The organism is Micrococcus sp. Mcc89, assembly GCF_024519795.1.
Lineage (GTDB): Bacteria > Actinomycetota > Actinomycetes > Actinomycetales > Micrococcaceae > Micrococcus > Micrococcus luteus.
The window spans coordinates 73,645-90,098 of record NZ_JALJRI010000033.1; the positions used below are offsets into that span (position 1 = coordinate 73,645).

Here is a 16,454-nt window from a genome sequence, read left to right on the forward strand (position 1 = left end):
TCAGACGCGGGGACGCAGACTGCCCGCATGAGCCCCAGCCACCGCCTCTGCGACGATCCGCCCGCCTTCGCCCCGGACCCCGCGCCCTCGGCCGTCCCCGACGTCGACACAGCCGGCCCGCACGCCGCGTCCCGGTGGGAGCGCACCCCGCCTCGGGGCCCGGTGCTGCGGTGGCGGCCGGCCCTGCTGGCGGTCACGGTGCTGCTCGTCGCCGCCGCGGCCTGGTGGGCGGTGGCCTGGTTGACCACCCCGGCGCCGCCTTCGGCGATCCCGGCGGCCGCGGCCGGTGCGGGCATCCCGCAGACCGACGCTCCCTCCACCGCCCCGTCGGCGGCGGGCACCGACGCGCGGACGCCGGAGGCGGGGCCGTCGGGGGAGACGTCCGGCCCCGCCGGGTCCACCCCGCTGCGGGTGCACGTGGTGGGCGAGGTCGCCCGGCCGGGTGTGGTCAGCCTCGCGCCGGGCTCCCGGGTGGCCGACGCCGTGCGCGCCGCCGGCGGCACGACCCGGCACGCCCGGGCGGAGCGCATCAACCTCGCGGCCCCGCTGGACGACGGCCAACAGGTCCTCGTCCCCTCCGCCCACACGCCGCAGGACGCCCTGGACCGGGTGGCCGGGGCCGCGCAGGCGCAGCCCACGCCGACCACGGGCGGGGCCGGTGCCGGAGGCGAGCCGGGCGGCGCTGAGTCCGGCGACACCGTGGACCTGAACACCGCCGACGCCACGGAGCTGCAGACCCTGCCCGGCGTCGGCCCCGCCACGGCGGAGAAGATCATCGCCCACCGCGAGACGGTCGGCCCGTTCACCGGCCTGCAGGACCTGGACGCGGTGCCCGGCATCGGCCCGGCCACGCTCGACCGGCTGCGTGACCACGTCTCGTGGTGAGCCCGGCCCCGGGTCCGTCCAGCGATCCCGTGGACCGCCGCGCCCGCCACCGCGAGGTGCCCGGCCCGCTCGACGCCCGGTGGGTGCCCGCCCTGCTCGCCTGCCTGACCCTCGGGATCCTCGGCGTCGGCTGGGACGCCCCGGCCCGCTCGGCGGCGGCCCTCACCGGGTTGGCCGTCGCCGCGGCCGCCGTCCTGGGGGCCGCCCGCTCGACCGGTCGGATACGGGGCGTGGCCACCGCGACGGCGCTGGCCGGCGTGGCCGCGGCCCTGATGCTGCAGCACTCGGCCGGGCCCGCCGCCGCGGCCGAGGGCAGCGGCTGGACCGGCGCGGTGCACGCCGGCTCGCCGCTGCGGCTCGAGCTGACCCTGGACGGGCCCGCCACCCGGAGCGAGGCGACCTTCGGCCCGCGCTGGAGCGTTCCCGTGCGGGTCGAGACGTTCGGTCACCCGCCACGGGCCCCCGAGGCCGCCGTGACGGCCCGACTCACGGGCGGGGGCCCACCGCCCGCGACGATCGCCGCGCCGTCGGACGGGACGGCGGCCCCCGGCGGCGGGCCGGGATCGCGGGTGTGCGTGGTGGCCCGGCCGTCGAGGTCCGGTTCCACCGTGTTCCTGGCCGCCGCGGCCGTCCCGCAGCCGGGTCCCTGCCCCGGCGGGGCGGAGACGGCAGGCGGGGCCACCGGCGGCGACCCGGGCCCGCCGCGGCGGGAGGCGCTGCGCGCCGCATTCCGTCAGTCCGCGGAGGGCACGGTCGGCGCGGCGCCGGAGCTCATCCCGGGGCTGGTGCTGGGCGACCGCTCCGCCCAGGGGCCCGCCCTCGACGACGCCATGAAGGCCTCGGGCCTGTCGCACCTGTCTGCCGTGTCCGGGGCCAACGTGGCCATGATCCTCGGCGCGGTCGCGATCACCCTGCGCTGCGCGCGGGTGCACCGGGCGGTGGTCCTCAGCGCCGGGCTGGCGGTCCTCGGGGTGTTCGTGGTCGTCGTGGGACCGGAGCCGTCCGTGCTCCGGGCAGCCGTGATGGGCGCTCTCGGAGCCCTCGCGGTGTTCTTCGGCCGCGCGCGGCAGGCGTTCGGACTCCTGACGGTGGGCGGCACGGCCCTGCTCGTCGCGGTGCCGGCCCTCGCCGTGGAACCGGCCTTCCACCTCTCCCTGGCGGCGACCGCGGGCATCGTCCTGGGCGGCGCGCCCCTCGACCGTGCGCTGCACGCCGGGCTCGGCCGGGTGCTGCCCGACGTCGTGGCGCGGTGGCTCTCGGCGTCGCTCGCGGTGACCGTGGCCGCCCACCTGGCCTGTCAGCCGATCATCCTGTCCATGACGGGCGAGGTGTCGGCCTACGCGGTGCCGGCCAATCTGCTGGCCGCCCCGGCCGTGCCGCCCGTGACCGTCCTGGGCACCCTCGCCGCGGCCCTCGCCCTGCCCGCGCCGGGGATCGCCGCCGCCCTCGTGGCCGTGATCCAGTGGCCCGCGGCCTGGATCGGGTGGGTCGCCCACACCAGCGCCTCGCTGCCCGGGGCGCTGCGTCCGTGGCCGGCCGGGGCCCTCGGTGCCGGGCTGGGCGTCCTGCTGGTGGCCGCGACGCTCCTCGGATTCGCCGCCGTGCTCCTGCTCGAACGACGCCGGGCCGCCCCGGTGCGGCGTGTCGGCCGCAGCGCGCCGCGGACCCGCGAGCGCCTCCCCGCCCTGGTCGTGCTCGCCGCCGCGCTGGCCGCGGCCACCACGGGTGCGGTCGGGGCGGTCCTCGTGCCGCGGGCCTCGGGCGCGGCCCCGCCGGACTGGGCGGTGGCGTTCTGCGACGTCGGCCAGGGGGACATGGCCGTGTTCCGGTCCGGCCCGCACGCGGGGGTCGTCGTCGACGTCGGGCCCGAGCCGGGGCTCGCTCGTCGCTGCCTCGACGACCTCGACGTCGACCGGGTGGACGCCGTGCTGCTCACCCACCTGCACGCCGACCACGCCGGGGGACTGGCCGGCGTTGTCGACCGCGCCTCCCCCGGGGCGGTGCACTACGCGACCCGGGACGCACCGGGGCAGGGCAGGGGAGGGCGCGGCGGGGAGGCGGAGGGCGTCGACCCGCCCGCCGACGCGGCACGGCTCCGCACCGGCGCGACGGGCACGGCCGGGCCGGTGCGGTGGCACGTGCTGCTCGCCGACGCGCGGGCCCCCGAGGAGAACGACGCCTCCGCCCAGGTGCTGGTCACCGTCGAGAGCGGGGCCGGTCCGGTCACGACGCTGGTCACCGGCGACATGGAGGAGGACGCCTCCGCGGCGTGGGTCGCGGGGCGCCGGTCCGATGCCGCCGCACCGCCGCACGTGGACGTGCTCAAGGTCGCCCACCACGGCGCGCGCAACGGTGGGACGGCCGTGCCGCGCGCCGTCGGCGCCCGCCTGCACGTGGTCTCCGTGGGCGCCGACAACCCGTACGGACACCCCCACCGGGCCACGGTGGACGCGCTCGGCCGCCTCGGGCCGGTGGCCCGCACGGACCTGCACGGCACGCTGGCCCTCACGGCTGCGGACGGCCCCGACCCCGACGGCGCGCCCGAGATCGCGGCTCACACCGTCCGCCCGCCCTCGAGCGTCCGCACCGGACCCTAGGATGGGACGCATGTCCGCCGCCCGCAGCCCCCGTTCCGGCCGAGCCGGCCGCACCGACCCGCTGGCCTGGCGGCGAGCCGAGCCCGCCCCGCTCATGCTCCTCAAGGGGCCCGAGGACCATGCCGCCCGCTGGGTGACGGACCGCGTGACCCAGGCTCTGCGCGAGCGCCACGGCCAGCTGGAGATCCACCGGCTCCGCGCGGGGGAGTACCAGCCCGGCCAGCTGGCCACCGCGGCCAGCCCGTCCCTCTTCGCCGAGCCCACCCTCATCACGGTCGAGGGCCTCGAGGCCATGAACGACGCGTTCCTCGAGGACGCCCTGCGCCTCGTCCAGCAGGGCCCGGGCGCGGAGGACGTCACGCTCGTGCTGCGCCACACCGGCGGCAACCGCGGCAAGAAGCTGCTGGACGCCGTCGCCCAGGCCGGCACGGTGGTCGAATGCGTGCCGCTGAAGAAGGACGAGGAGCGGCTGGCCTTCGTGCAGGCCGAGTTCCGCGACCGGCGTCGACGCATCGACGAGGAGGCGGCCCGCGCGCTCATCCGCGCCACCGGCGCCTCGCTCACGGAGCTCGCGGCCGCGTGCGCCCAGCTCGTCGACGACACCGAGGGCGTCGTCACCGTCGAGACCGTGGACACCTACTACAGCGGCCGCGTGGAGGCCACGAGCTTCGCGGTGGCCGACGCGGCGCTCGAGGGGCAGGCGGCGAGGGCCGTGTCCCTCGTGCGGCACGCGATGGCCACCGGCGTGCACCCGGTGATGATCACCGCGGCGCTCGCGCTCAAGGCGCGGCAGGTGGCACGGATGATCGACGCCCGCCGGCCCGCCGCCGAGCTGCCGTCCCTGCTCGGGGTGGCCCCGTTCCAGGTGCGCTACATCCAGCAGGCGGCGCGGCACTGGACGGCGGCCGGCATCGCGCAGGCCGTGGAGTGGATCGCCCAGGCCGACGCCGAGGCCAAGGGCGCCTCCCGCAACCCGGAGTTCGCCGTCGAGCGCGCGGTCATCCGCGTGGCCACCGCCGTCAGCCGCTGACGGCGCCGCCGGACGGCACGCGACGGGGGCAGCCCGGACACGACGCGGCCCCCGCACCGATCGCTCGGGGCGGGGGCCGCGGTCACAGCCGGGGGGCGTGGATCAGCCGAGGAGGGCCTTCACGCGGGCGGCGATGCCGGACTTGCGGTTCGCGGCCTGGTTCTTGTGGATGACGCCCTTCGAGGCGGCCTTGTCCAGCTTGCGGGAGGCGGTGCGCAGCGCGGCGGCGGCGGCCTCGGCCTCGCCGGCGGCGACGGCCTTGTCCACGGCGCGGATGGCGGTCTTCAGCTCGGACTTCACCGCGACGTTGCGCTGGCGCGCCTTCTCGTTGGTGAGGATGCGCTTCTTCTGGGACTTGATGTTAGCCAAATCGGGTCCTTCGTCGTCGGCGGCGCGGACGAGGGTCCGGGCGCCGCATGAACAGGGGGTCGTGGAGGGTGCCCGGATCCGTGGACTGAGCGGCGTGGGGAACACCGATGATGACCCGTTCCGGGGGTGCCCGTCGACCGGCGGACACAATGCGGACGATCCTACCACCCAGACCCTGCGATCCGCGCGGCGGACTCAGCGCCCCCGCCGCCGGGCGCGGGCCAGCGCGGCCGTGACCCGGTCGAAGGCCGCCCGGTCCAGGACGCCGCCCTCCCGGCGCACCGCGGCCGGATCCACGCGGACCACCCGGTCCAGCTTCGCCTCCGAGGCGCGGCCGGACCGGTCCCAGGCGCCCGCGCCCACGTTCACGTAGTCCTCGTCCCGGGCCAGGGCGTTGTTCCGGTCCCGGCTGGTCAGCATGAGCCCGAGCAGGTGCGCCCCGTCCCGGCCGATCAGGAGCACGGGGCGGTCCTTGCCCCGGCCGTCCATCTCCTCGTACGGCACCCAGGTCCACACGACCTCGCCCGGCCCGGCCGTCGGCCCGGGCACGGGCGCGTACTCGACGCGGACGGTCCCGGTGAAGTCCGGCAGGGACGCGTGGCGGCCGGTGTCCTGTCGCCGGGGCCGGCGCTCCTGCCCGGGCCCGGGCATCGGCCACGAGTCGGTGGGCTCCGTGGGGTCCCACGCGGGCCCGGGAGGCCCGGGCGGGCCCGGGAAGGGTGACGGGCCGCTCCGGTCGCCGGCCCGTCGACCGGCCTCGGAGGCGGCTCGACGCGGCCGGGCGTCGTCGCGGAGGGCGCCGATCAGGCGTGCCGTCCGGCGGCCGAGGGACAGGGCGCGATGCAGGTCGAAGGCCATGGGCGTGAATCTAGTGGACGCGCGGGCCCGGCGTCCGGGTCGGGTCGGCGGCGGGACATGAGAGACTAGGCGGTCAGAGTCCCGTCCCCGTCACCCGTAGAGGAAGTGCCCGTGTCGCCCCTGGCGTCGAACCCCCCGGTGCCCGCTGCCACCGACCCCTCGGTGATCCGCAACTTCTGCATCATCGCCCACATCGACCACGGCAAGTCCACGCTGGCGGACCGCATGCTGCAGGCCACCGGCGTCGTGCAGCCCCGCGACATGAAGGCCCAGTATCTGGACCGCATGGACATCGAGCGTGAGCGCGGCATCACCATCAAGTCCCAGGCCGTGCGCATGCCCTGGTCCGTGGACGGGGTGGACTACGCCTTGAACATGATCGACACCCCCGGGCACGTGGACTTCACCTATGAGGTCTCCCGCTCGCTGGCCGCGTGCGAGGGCGCGATCCTGCTGGTGGACGCCGCCCAGGGCATCGAGGCCCAGACCCTGGCGAACCTCTACCTCGCCATGGAGCACGAGCTGGAGATCATCCCCGTGCTCAACAAGATCGACCTGCCCGCCGCGGATCCGGACCGCTACGCGGCCGAGCTGGCCTCCCTGATCGGCTGCGAGCCCGAGGACGTGCTGCGCGTCTCCGGCAAGACGGGCGTCGGCGTCGAGGAGCTGCTGGACCGCGTGGTCCGCGCCGTCCCCGGCCCGGAGGGGGACGCGGACGCCCCGGCCCGCGCGATGATCTTCGACTCCGTGTACGACACCTACCGGGGCGTCGTCACGTACGTGCGCGTCGTGGACGGCCGGCTCTCCCCGCGGGAGAAGGTCCGCATGATGTCCACGGGCACCACCTACGAGCTCCTCGAGATCGGCGTCTCCTCCCCGGAGCCCGTGCCCACCAAGGGCCTGGCCGCGGGCGAGGTGGGCTACCTCATCACCGGCGTGAAGGACGTGCGTCAGTCCAAGGTGGGCGACACGGTCACCAACCACGCCCACCCGGCGGAGCAGTCCCTGGGTGGCTACGAGGACCCCAAGCCCATGGTGTTCTCGGGTCTGTACCCCATCGACGGCTCGGACTATCCCGTGCTGCGTGACGCCCTGGACAAGCTCAAGCTCAACGACGCCGCGCTCGTCTACGAGCCGGAGACCTCGGTCGCGCTGGGCTTCGGCTTCCGCGTCGGCTTCCTCGGTCTGCTGCATCTGGAGATCGTGCGCGAGCGCCTCGAGCGCGAGTTCGACCTCGACCTCATCTCCACCGCGCCCAACGTGGTCTACGAGGTCACCCGGGAGGACCGTGAGGTCGTCACCGTGACCAACCCCTCCGAGTTCCCCGAGGGCAAGATCCTCGAGGTGCGCGAGCCCATGGCCTCGGCCACGATCATCGTGCCGGCCGAGTTCATCGGCGCCGTCATGGAGCTGTGCCAGGCCAAGCGCGGCAATCTCAAGGGCATGGACTACCTCTCCGAGGAACGCGTGGAGATCCGCTACTGGATCCCGCTGGCCGAGATCGTGTTCGACTTCTTCGACCAGCTCAAGTCCCGCACCAAGGGGTACGCCTCGCTGGACTGGAAGGCCGACGGCGACCAGGTCGCCGACCTCGTCAAGGTGGACATCCTGCTCCAGGGCGAACAGGTGGACGCGTTCTCCTCGATCACCCACAGGGACAACGCCTACGCGTACGGCGTGATGATGACGGGCAAGCTCAAGGAGCTGATCCCGCGCCAGCAGTACGAGGTGCCGATCCAGGCCGCCATCGGCTCGCGCATCATCGCCCGCGAGAACATCCGCGCGATCCGCAAGGACGTGCTCTCCAAGTGCTACGGCGGCGACATCTCCCGCAAGCGCAAGCTGCTCGAGAAGCAGAAGGAGGGCAAGAAGCGCATGAAGATGGTCGGCCGGGTGGAGGTCCCGCAGGAGGCCTTCATCGCCGCCCTGTCCTCGGACGGCGCCGGCGCCGACCAGGCGGCGAAGAAGTAAGTGCCCGCCCTGCCCCTCGGCGAGCCCGTCCCCGACGACGGCCGGCTGCCGGCCGACGTCGGGCAGCGGGTGCGCGCGGCCGCCCGCGACGGCGCGGCGCGCACCTTCAGCCTGTACGTCCACGTGCCGTTCTGCACGGTGCGCTGCGGCTACTGCGACTTCAACACGTACACGGCCGTCGACCTCGGCCCCGGCGCGGGTCGCGGCGACTACTGGGAGTCGGCGGTCGCGGAGCTGGACTTCGCCGCGGACGTGCTCGCGTCCTCGGACGTGCCCGCCCGCCCGCTGCACACGGTGTTCTTCGGCGGCGGCACGCCCACGCTCCTGCCGGCCGCGGACCTCGTGCGCATCCTCCAGGCGGCGGTGGACCGGTTCGGGATCGCGCCCGGCGCGGAGGTGACCACCGAGGCCAACCCGGACACGATCACCCCGGAGTACGCCCGCCAGCTCGCGGCCGGCGGCTTCACCCGTCTCTCCCTGGGCATGCAGTCCGCGATGCCGCACGTGCTCGCCACGCTCGAGCGCACCCATCGGCCCGAGTCCGTCCCCGCCGCCGTCGCCGCGGCCCGCGAGGCCGGCCTGGAGGTGTCCCTGGACCTGATCTACGGGACCGCGGGGGAGTCCCTCGCCGACTGGCGGGCCACGCTCGAGGCCGCCGTCGCCCTGGCCCCGGACCACGTGAGCGCGTACTCGCTGATCGTGGAGGAGGGCACCAAGCTCGGGGCCCAGGTGGCCCGCGGCGAGGTGGCGGACGTGGACCCCGACGACCAGGCGGACAAGTACCTGCTCGCCGAGGAGCTGCTCGGCGCCGCCGGCTACCGCTGGTACGAGGTGTCCAACTGGGCGCGCGACCCGCAGGGCTCCGGCGTCCACCGTGCGCGGCACAACGTGGCGTACTGGGAGGACCAGGACTGGTGGGGGATCGGCCCGGGTGCGCACTCGCACCTCGCCGGGGTCCGGTTCTGGAACGCCAAACACCCCGCCGCCTACGCGCAGCGGCTGGCCACGGGGGTCACCCCCGCCGTCGGCCGCGAGCGGCCCGACGCCGACGCGCGGCGCCTCGAGCGCATCATGCTCGCGGTGCGCACGGTGGGCGGGCTCCCGACCGCGGAGCTCGTCTCGGAGACGCCGGGGGAGGCCGCGCGGATCCGTGGGGCGATCGCCGAACTCATCGCCGCGGGCCTGCTGGACGGGCGCGCCGCCGTCGACGGCCGCATCGTCCCCACGCTCGAGGGGCGGCTGCTCAACGACGCGATCGTCCGGGCGCTGGCCGGCTTCTGACCGGCCGGCCCCGGGTCAGCGCAGGATGCGCAGGTTGAACGGGTACCGGAACGGACGGCCCTTGGACACGTGCGAGGCGCCCATCACGCCGTAGGCCGCCATGGCGGCCCACGTGAGCGCGCCGAGGATCGCGAAGATCGGGCCGACCACCGGCAGCAGGGACAGGAAGAAGAACAGGAGCGTGATGAGCGTGGGCGGCCCGGAGAAGTTCAGGGCCTCGCGCGACTCCTGCGAGGTGAACGGGCCGCGGTCGCGGTAGAGCAGCCACACGACCAGCGGGCCGAGCACGCCGAACGCCAGACTGAGGTGGGCCAGCGCCGCGCGGTCACGGTCCTGCTTCGCCGTGAGCGGGGCGCCGCGGCCGCCGGCCGAGACGAGCCAGGCGGGCGGGCCGTGGCCGGTGCGGCCGGCGTCGGGCTGCGCGCGGGTGTTCACGAGGGGCTCCTCCTGGATCGCGGGACCCGCGCGCCGGGGACCGGGCGCAGGGCATGGGCCAGCATAGCGCGGGCGGGCGGGGGCCGCGCCGAGATCAGTGCTCGGGTGCGGCGGTGAGGAAGTCGATGAGCTCCTCCACGCGGCCAAGCAGGGACGGCTCGAGGTCCGCGTACGTGGTGACGTGGGAGAGCAGCCGCTTCCACCCCAGCCCCGTGGCCTCCTTGCTCCCGTGCGGCCAGCCCAGTCCCCGCAGGATCCCCGTCTTCCAGTCCTGCCCCTTCGGCACGACGGGCCACGCGGGGATGCCGAGGACGGAGGGCTTGATGACCTGCCAGACGTCCACGTAGGGGTGACCGAGGATGAGCACGTTGCCCGCGGCCCCCGGCACGCGCATGGCCTCGGCCGCGAGGCGCTCCTCCTTGGACCCGGTGACGAGATGGTCCACGAGGATCCCGAGCCGGCGCCGCGGACCGGGGGCGAACGCACGGATCGCCCCGGCGAGGTCGTCCACGCCGTGCAGGGGCTCCACGACGATGCCCTCGAGGCGCAGGTCCTCGCCCCACACCTTCTCCACCAGCTCGGCGTCGTGCACGCCCTCCACCCAGATGCGAGAGGCGCGGGCGGTGCGGGCCCGCGCCCCCTCGACCCGTCGCGAGCCGGAGGCGGTGCGGGCCGGCGCCGCCGGGGCCGCGGCGGTCGGGGGGACCAGGGTCACGGGCTCGCCGTCGATCCAGAAGCCGCCGCCGAGGGGGAAGCCGCGGCGCACGCCGCGGCGGTCCTCCAGGACCACCACGTGCACGCCGCCGGAGCGCTCGATGCCGATCACGGCCCCGGTGAACCCGGAGGCCACGTCCTCGACCACCGTGCCGGGGGTGGCGGGCACATCGGGGACGGTCCGGGCGGGGCGGCGCGTCAGGTCGTCGTGGCCCGCGGGGCCCCAGCTGCTCCAGTCCATGGGAGAGCACGGTAGCAACGGGGGCGGGCGATCACCGTGAGCGAAGCCGTGCGGGCCGGTCGGGTCGTCCCCCGGGTCGGACGGTAGCATTGGCACTTGACCCGCCGGAGTGCCAGCCAGGGGCACCTCCGGGGTCGCCCCGGATCCCGACGGACCAGAGGAGGACCGAGATGTCGGAGCAGCCCCGCCGCCTGCAGGTGCTCCAGGCGATCGTGGAGGACTACGTGGCGCTGCGCGAGCCCGTGGGCTCCAAGGCGCTCGTGGAACGGCACGCCCTGGGCGTGTCCTCCGCGACCGTGCGCAACGACATGGCTGCGCTCGAGGAGGAGGGCCTCATCGTGGCCCCGCACACCTCCGCCGGGCGCGTCCCCACGGACAAGGGCTACCGCGTGTTCGTCGACCGCCTCTCCGAGGTGAAGCCGCTGTCCCCGGCCGAGCGCCGGGCCGTGCGGACCCTGCTGGACCCGGAGACGGACACCGAGCACATGATGGAGTCCACGGTGCGCCTCCTGGCCCAGCTGACCCAGCAGGTCGCCGTCGCGCAGTTCCCCCACGAGGACGGCTCCACGATCCGCCACCTCGAACTGGTCTCCCTCGCGCCCACGCGCGTGCTCGTGGTCCTCATCCTGTCCACGGGGCGGGTGGACCAGCGGCACGCCGTGCTGGACCGTCCGGTCGACGAGGCGGAGCTGTCCGTGCTCCGCGGCCTCCTGCTGGACGCCCTGCTGGGGCTCGGTCCGGTGCAGGCGGCCACCGTGGTGGACGACGTCGTCACCCGGGTCCGCCCGGAGCACCGGCAGTCCGCCGCCCTCGTGGCCGCGGCCGTCCAGGACCTCCTCGAGGCCGGCCGGGAGGACCGCATTGTGCTGGCCGGCACCGCCAACCTGGCCCGCTCCCCGGGGGACTTCGGCGCGTCCATCGGGCCGATCCTGGAGGCGCTCGAGGAGCAGGTGGTGCTGCTGCGCCTGCTCACGGAGATGGAGCAGGACGCCCACGGGGTGTCCGTGCGGATCGGCTCCGAGAACGCCGGATCGCTCGCGGACACCTCGGTGGTCGCAGCCGCCTACGGCCCCGGCGCCGTGGCGAAGGTCGGCGTCATCGGTCCGACCCGGATGGACTACCCGGGCACCATGGCCGCCGTCCGGGCGATCGCCCGCTATCTCTCCCGCATCCTGACCACCTGACGCGCCTCCGCGCGTCCTGGCGGGCCCCGTCCCGCATCGCCCCACGTCCCGCTCTCCCCGAGAGGAATCCCCACCGTGACCGACCACTACGAGACGCTCGGCGTCAGCCGTGACGCCAGCACCGAGGAGATCCGCCGCGCCTACCGCAAGCTCGCGCGCACCCACCACCCGGACGTCAACCCCGACCCGGAGGCGGCCGAGCAGTTCAAGCGCATCTCCCACGCCTACGAGGTGCTCTCGGACGAGGGCCGGCGTCGGGCCTACGACACGACGGGCAACGAGAACGGCCAGGCCGGCTTCCCGGGCGGCTTCGGCGGGGCGGGCGGCTTCGGGGGCTTCGCCGACATCTTCGAGACCTTCATGAACGCCGCCGGCCAGGGCGGCCGCGGCGGCCCCGCCAGCCGCGCCCGCCGCGGCCAGGACGCCCTGGTGACCGCGCGGATCGACCTGCGCGACGCCGTCTTCGGCGGCGAGCAGACGATCGAGCTGGACACGGCCGTGCGCTGCGAGCGGTGCGAGGGCTCGTGCTGCGAGCCCGGCACCCAGCCGGAGACCTGCCAGACCTGCCACGGCCACGGCATGATCCAGCGCCCCGTGCGGTCGCTGCTGGGCACCGTCATGGCCACCGAGGCCTGCCCCGCCTGCCAGGGGTTCGGCACCGTCATCCCGACGCCCTGCCACGAGTGCGACGGGCAGGGCCGCGTCCGCACCCGGACGCCGCTGACCCTGCGCATCCCCGCGGGCGTGGACGACGGCACCCGCATCCACCTCGCCGGCCGCGGCGAGGCCGGCCCGGGCGGCGGCCCGAACGGCGACCTCTACGTGGAGATCGCGGTCCGCCCGGACGAGACCTTCCGCCGCGAGGGCGACCACCTGGCCACCACCGTGACCGTCCCCATGGCCGCCGCGGCCCTGGGCACCACCGTCACGCTGGACACCCTGGACGGCAAGCAGTCCCTCAGCCTGGACCCGGGCGTGCAGTCCGGCCACGTCGAGGTCCTCCACGGCCTGGGCGTCGGTCGCCTGCGCGGGCAGGGCCGTGGCGACCTCAAGGTGGACGTGGTGGTCACCACGCCCACCGACCTGGACGACGAGCAGCGCCAGCTCCTGGAGCGCCTGGCCGAGGTGCGCGGCGAGGAGGTCGTGCACGGCGCACCCCAGGCCAAGGGCATGTTCGCCCGGCTGCGGGAGAACCTGAGGAACCTGTGACCGCCCCCCTGTTCCACCTCGAGCCGGGCGCCCTGGCCGGCGCGAGCGCGGGCGCGGAGGTCGTCTTCGACGGCGCCGAGGCCCGGCACGCCGCCGCGGCCATGCGCCTGGCCCCCGGGGAGGCCGTGCTCCTGGCCGACGGGTCGGGCACGCTCGGCCACGGCACCGTGCTCGCGGCCGCCCCGGACGCGGTGTCCGTGCGGCTGGACGCGGTGGCGGAGGAGCCGGCGCCCACCCCGGCGCTCGTGCTCGTCCAGGCCCTCGCCAAGGGCGACCGGGACCTCATGGCGGTCCAGGCCGCCGTCGAGCTCGGCGTGGACGCCGTGGTGCCCTGGGAGGCGGAGCGCTCGATCGTCCGCTGGAAGGGCCCCAAGGCCGCCAAGGCCCGCCAGAAGTGGGCGGACACGGCCCGCGCGGCCGCCAAGCAGGCGCGTCGCGCCCGGGTGCCCGCGGTCCGGGACCACGTCTCCGGGACGGCGGTCGCCGGGCTGGCCTGGGACGACGACGGCGGCCGGCTCGTCCTCGTACTGCACGAGGACGCGGAGCACGGGGTGTCCGCGGTGCCGGCGGAGCGACTCTCCGCGGCCGTCGAGATCGCCGTCGTCGTGGGCCCCGAGGGCGGGATCGGCCCGGCCGAGCTCGAGGCCTGCGTGGCCGCGGGGGCCGTGCCGGTGCGGCTCGGCCCGCACGTGCTGCGCGCCTCCACGGCCGGCCCCGCCGCCCTCGCCGTGCTCCAGCACCGGCTCGGCCGCTGGTGAGCCCCGGCAGGACGGCGCGCCGACGCCTAGACTGGTCGGGATGTCCCGCCCCCGCGACCCCGAGGTGATCCGCCCCATCGTGACCGTGCCCCCCACGACCCCGACCCCGCCCGCCACCGCGCACGAGGGGGTCGCGTTCGAGTCCGCCGACCTCATGGTCCGCACGCTCGGACCGCAGGACGCCCTGCTGCGGATCCTCGGCGGCGTGTTCCCCACCGTGGACGTCACGGTCCGCGACCAGCGGCTGGACCTGGCCGGGCCGGTGGCCGAGGTGGCCACGGTGCGGCGCGTCGTCGAGGACCTGCGCTCGATCGCCCGCCGCGACCAGGCCGTCACCCCCGAGGTGATGGGCCAGGTCGTCCACCACGTCCGCGACGCCGCCACCGGGCGCGGCGCGGGTCAGCTGCACCTGGACTCGATCCTCTCGGGCCGGGGCCGCCGCATCCGCGCGAAGACCCTGCACCAGCAGGACTACGTGGAGGCGATCGACCGCTCCACCGTCGTCTTCGGCATCGGCCCGGCCGGCACCGGCAAGACCTACCTGGCGATGGCCAAGGCGGTGCAGGCGCTGCAGGCCAAGGAGGTCAACCGGATCATCCTCACCCGCCCGGCCGTCGAGGCCGGCGAACGGCTCGGCTTCCTGCCCGGCGGGCTCTCCGAGAAGATCGACCCGTACCTGCGCCCCCTGTACGACGCGCTGCACGACATGATCGAGCCCGAGTCGATCCCGCGGCTGATGGAGGCCGGGACCATCGAGGTCGCCCCGCTGGCGTACATGCGCGGCCGCACCCTGAACGACGCGTTCGTGATCCTCGACGAGGCCCAGAACACCACCGGCGAGCAGATGAAGATGTTCCTGACCCGCCTCGGCTTCGGTGCGCGCATGGTCGTCACGGGCGACACCTCGCAGGTGGACCTGCCGCGCGGCACCCAGTCCGGCCTGGCCCAGGCCGTCGAGGTGCTCGAGGGGATCGAGGGACTGGAGATGGTCCGCTTCGACTCCTCGGACGTGGTCCGGCACTCGCTGGTGAGCGCCATCGTGGACGCCTACGACGCCGCCCGCGGCCCCGCGGAGCGGTCCCAGAAGCGAGGAGGGGCCCGCCGTGGCCGTTGAGATCCTGAACGAGTCGGGGATCGAGGTCCCCGAGGACGCGCTGCTGCGCATGGCCCGGCACGTGTACGCGCGCCTGCACGTCCACGAGCGCGCCGAGACGGCCGTGACCGTCGTGGACGCCGCACGCATGGCCGAGCTGCACGAGGAGTGGATGGACCTGCCCGGGCCCACCGACGTGATGAGCCTGCCCATGGACGAGCTGACCCCCGGCTCGCCCGAGGCGCCGGCCGAGGGCGTGCTCGGCGACGTCGTGCTCTGCCCCGAGGTCGCCGCCGAGCAGGCGGCGCGCGGCGGGCACTCCCGTGACGACGAGCTGCTCCTGCTGCTCACCCACGGCATGCTCCACCTGCTCGGGTACGACCATCTCGAGGACGCCGAGCGCGAGGAGATGTTCACGCTCCAGGATCGGCTCGTCTCCGAGGTCCTGGGGCGGCCCGCCCCGGCCCCCACCGTCGAGGATTGACGGCACCGCCCATGCTGACGCCCGCCGTCCTCTTCGCCCTGTTCCTGGTCTTCCTCGGCCTGACCTGGACGCTGTCCCTGGCCGAGTCCGCGTTCTCCTACCTCTCCCGGCGGGACGCGGAGGACATCGTCCGCGAGCAGCCCGGCTCCAAGGTCCTGGAGATCGCCCGCGAGCGGGAGAGCCACCTCGGGGCCCTGCGGGTCTGGCGCTTCGTCGCCGAGGCCCTGTCGGCCGTCTGCCTGACCGCGGCCGCCGACGCGGTGGTGGACGACACGTGGCTCACCGTGGCGATCGCCGCGGTCGTGCTCGTGGGCGTGGCCGCCCTGCTGGGCGTCTGGAGCCCGCGGCCGATCGGCTCCCGCAACGAGGCCGCCGTCGCCCGCCGCCTCGGCGGGCTCGTGTGGGTGCTCCGCCGGGCCCTGGGCCCGCTCGCCGCCCGCCTGGACCGGGACCGGCGCCGTCGCGAGGTCGAGCCGGAGGACGAGGACGACTTCCAGGAGCGCCACCTGCGCGAGTTCGTCGCCCGCGCCCACGACGCGGACGTGCTCGCCGACTCCGAGGCGGAGCTGATCCAGTCGGTGTTCTCCATGAACGACACCATCGTCCGCTCCGTCATGGTGCCGCGCACCGACGTCGTCACGATCGACGCCGACCACACGCTCGGCCAGGCCATGGCCCTGTTCCTGCGCTCCGGCAACTCCCGCATCCCGGTGATCGGCGAGGACGCCGACGACATCCGGGGCATGCTGCACCTCAAGGACGTCACCCGCGCCCTGCACCACGACGGCGCTGCGACCGACACCCCCGTCACCGAGGTCATGCGCGACGTCCGCTTCGTCCCCGAGTCGAAGTCCGTGGCCACCCTCCTGCAGGAGCTGCAGCGCGAGTCCACCCACGTGGCCGTGGTGGTGGACGAGTACGGCGGCACGGCGGGGCTCGTGACGCTCGAGGACCTCATCGAGGAGATCGTCGGCGAGATCTACGACGAGGACGACCACCCGGACCGCCCCGAGGTGGAGTTCGTCGCGCCCGGCGTCTACTCCGTCGACGCGCGCATGGGCATCCACGACTTCCGGGAGGAGTTCGAGCTGCCGGAGGAGGACGAGGACGACGACGTCGACACGGTCGGCGGCCTCCTGGCCAAGGAGCTCGGCCGCGTCCCGATCCAGGGCTCGCGCGTCGTGGTCCAGGGGATCGAGCTCGTCGCGGACACCCTCGAGCCCCGCCGCAACCGGGTCGCGCGCCTGCGCGTCTCCGAGACCCCCGACCGCCCGGTGCGGCTGCGCCGGCGCGAGGAGCAGGCCCACGGCGCCACGCCCGCCGACCCCGTGGCCTGAGCCGGCCG

The 16,454-nt window shown here is 75.3% G+C and carries 15 protein-coding genes; 11 read left to right on the forward strand and 4 right to left on the reverse strand.

Annotated features, from left to right (window positions below; translation table 11 throughout):
* Window positions 1–27 precede the first annotated feature (27 nt).
* Genes NR072_RS05140 through holA form a run of 3 tightly spaced genes read left to right on the forward strand, consistent with a single transcriptional unit; the run spans window position 28 to window position 4,512 of the window.
* Window positions 28–885: a ComEA family DNA-binding protein gene (locus tag NR072_RS05140; RefSeq protein WP_081374388.1), complete on the forward strand. Its 858-nt coding sequence runs from the start codon at window positions 28–30 to the stop codon at window positions 883–885.
* Window positions 882–3,482, forward strand: coding sequence for a ComEC/Rec2 family competence protein (locus tag NR072_RS05145; RefSeq protein WP_245245374.1), 2,601 nt, complete (start codon window positions 882–884; stop codon window positions 3,480–3,482). Before NR072_RS05140 ends, NR072_RS05145 begins: the two co-directional genes overlap by 4 nt.
* Window positions 3,483–3,492: 10 nt before the next feature.
* Entirely contained in the window at window positions 3,493–4,512 is a 1,020-nt protein-coding gene (holA, locus tag NR072_RS05150; protein WP_049146780.1) for a DNA polymerase III subunit delta, read from the forward strand.
* 102 nt (window positions 4,513–4,614) lie between these two features.
* Here the strand turns inward: holA and rpsT are convergent, their stop codons facing one another.
* Window positions 4,615–4,881 (reverse strand): 30S ribosomal protein S20, encoded by a 267-nt coding sequence (rpsT, locus tag NR072_RS05155; RefSeq protein ID WP_002854699.1) that lies wholly within the window; start codon window positions 4,879–4,881, stop codon window positions 4,615–4,617.
* A 195-nt stretch (window positions 4,882–5,076) separates the two neighbouring features.
* Complete coding sequence (locus NR072_RS05160) at window positions 5,077–5,739, reverse strand: type II toxin-antitoxin system PemK/MazF family toxin (RefSeq protein ID WP_210078866.1); 663 nt, start codon at window positions 5,737–5,739, stop codon at window positions 5,077–5,079.
* 111 nt (window positions 5,740–5,850) lie between these two features.
* Here NR072_RS05160 and lepA point away from each other — a divergent pair, with 111 nt between their 5' ends.
* Together lepA and hemW are read left to right on the forward strand one after the other, a co-directional pair.
* Window positions 5,851–7,710 (forward strand): translation elongation factor 4, encoded by a 1,860-nt coding sequence (gene lepA, locus NR072_RS05165; RefSeq protein ID WP_044659803.1) that lies wholly within the window; start codon window positions 5,851–5,853, stop codon window positions 7,708–7,710.
* Entirely contained in the window at window positions 7,711–8,991 is a 1,281-nt protein-coding gene (gene hemW / locus NR072_RS05170; RefSeq protein WP_049146776.1) for a radical SAM family heme chaperone HemW, read from the forward strand.
* Window positions 8,992–9,006: 15 nt separating this feature from the next.
* Here the strand turns inward: hemW and NR072_RS05175 are convergent, their stop codons facing one another.
* Both NR072_RS05175 and NR072_RS05180 read right to left on the reverse strand, forming a co-directional pair.
* Window positions 9,007–9,426, reverse strand: coding sequence for a DUF4870 domain-containing protein (locus tag NR072_RS05175; RefSeq protein WP_049146774.1), 420 nt, complete (start codon window positions 9,424–9,426; stop codon window positions 9,007–9,009).
* A gap of 94 nt (window positions 9,427–9,520) precedes the next feature.
* Entirely contained in the window at window positions 9,521–10,381 is an 861-nt protein-coding gene (locus NR072_RS05180) for a DUF3097 family protein (protein WP_010078617.1), read from the reverse strand.
* Between the two features lie 170 nt (window positions 10,382–10,551).
* On the opposite strand from NR072_RS05180, the gene hrcA reads away from it, so the two are divergent.
* The 6 genes from hrcA (at window position 10,552) to NR072_RS05210 (ending at window position 16,446) form a co-directional block, all read left to right on the forward strand.
* Window positions 10,552–11,565: a heat-inducible transcriptional repressor HrcA gene (gene hrcA, locus NR072_RS05185; protein WP_134417004.1), complete on the forward strand. Its 1,014-nt coding sequence runs from the start codon at window positions 10,552–10,554 to the stop codon at window positions 11,563–11,565.
* A gap of 75 nt (window positions 11,566–11,640) precedes the next feature.
* Window positions 11,641–12,774, forward strand: coding sequence for a molecular chaperone DnaJ (dnaJ, locus tag NR072_RS05190; protein ID WP_134417003.1), 1,134 nt, complete (start codon window positions 11,641–11,643; stop codon window positions 12,772–12,774).
* Entirely contained in the window at window positions 12,771–13,532 is a 762-nt protein-coding gene (locus NR072_RS05195; RefSeq protein WP_041103735.1) for a 16S rRNA (uracil(1498)-N(3))-methyltransferase, read from the forward strand. Before dnaJ ends, NR072_RS05195 begins: the two co-directional genes overlap by 4 nt.
* Window positions 13,533–13,572: 40 nt before the next feature.
* Window positions 13,573–14,646, forward strand: coding sequence for a PhoH family protein (locus NR072_RS05200; protein ID WP_036336560.1), 1,074 nt, complete (start codon window positions 13,573–13,575; stop codon window positions 14,644–14,646).
* Window positions 14,636–15,109 carry an rRNA maturation RNase YbeY gene (gene ybeY / locus NR072_RS05205; protein WP_041103738.1) on the forward strand — a complete coding sequence of 158 codons (474 nt, stop codon included), beginning with the start codon at window positions 14,636–14,638 and terminating at the stop codon, window positions 15,107–15,109. The genes NR072_RS05200 and ybeY overlap by 11 nt, the downstream gene beginning before the upstream one ends.
* Before the next feature lie 11 nt (window positions 15,110–15,120).
* Window positions 15,121–16,446 (forward strand): hemolysin family protein, encoded by a 1,326-nt coding sequence (locus NR072_RS05210; protein ID WP_041103740.1) that lies wholly within the window; start codon window positions 15,121–15,123, stop codon window positions 16,444–16,446.
* Window positions 16,447–16,454 lie beyond the last annotated feature (8 nt).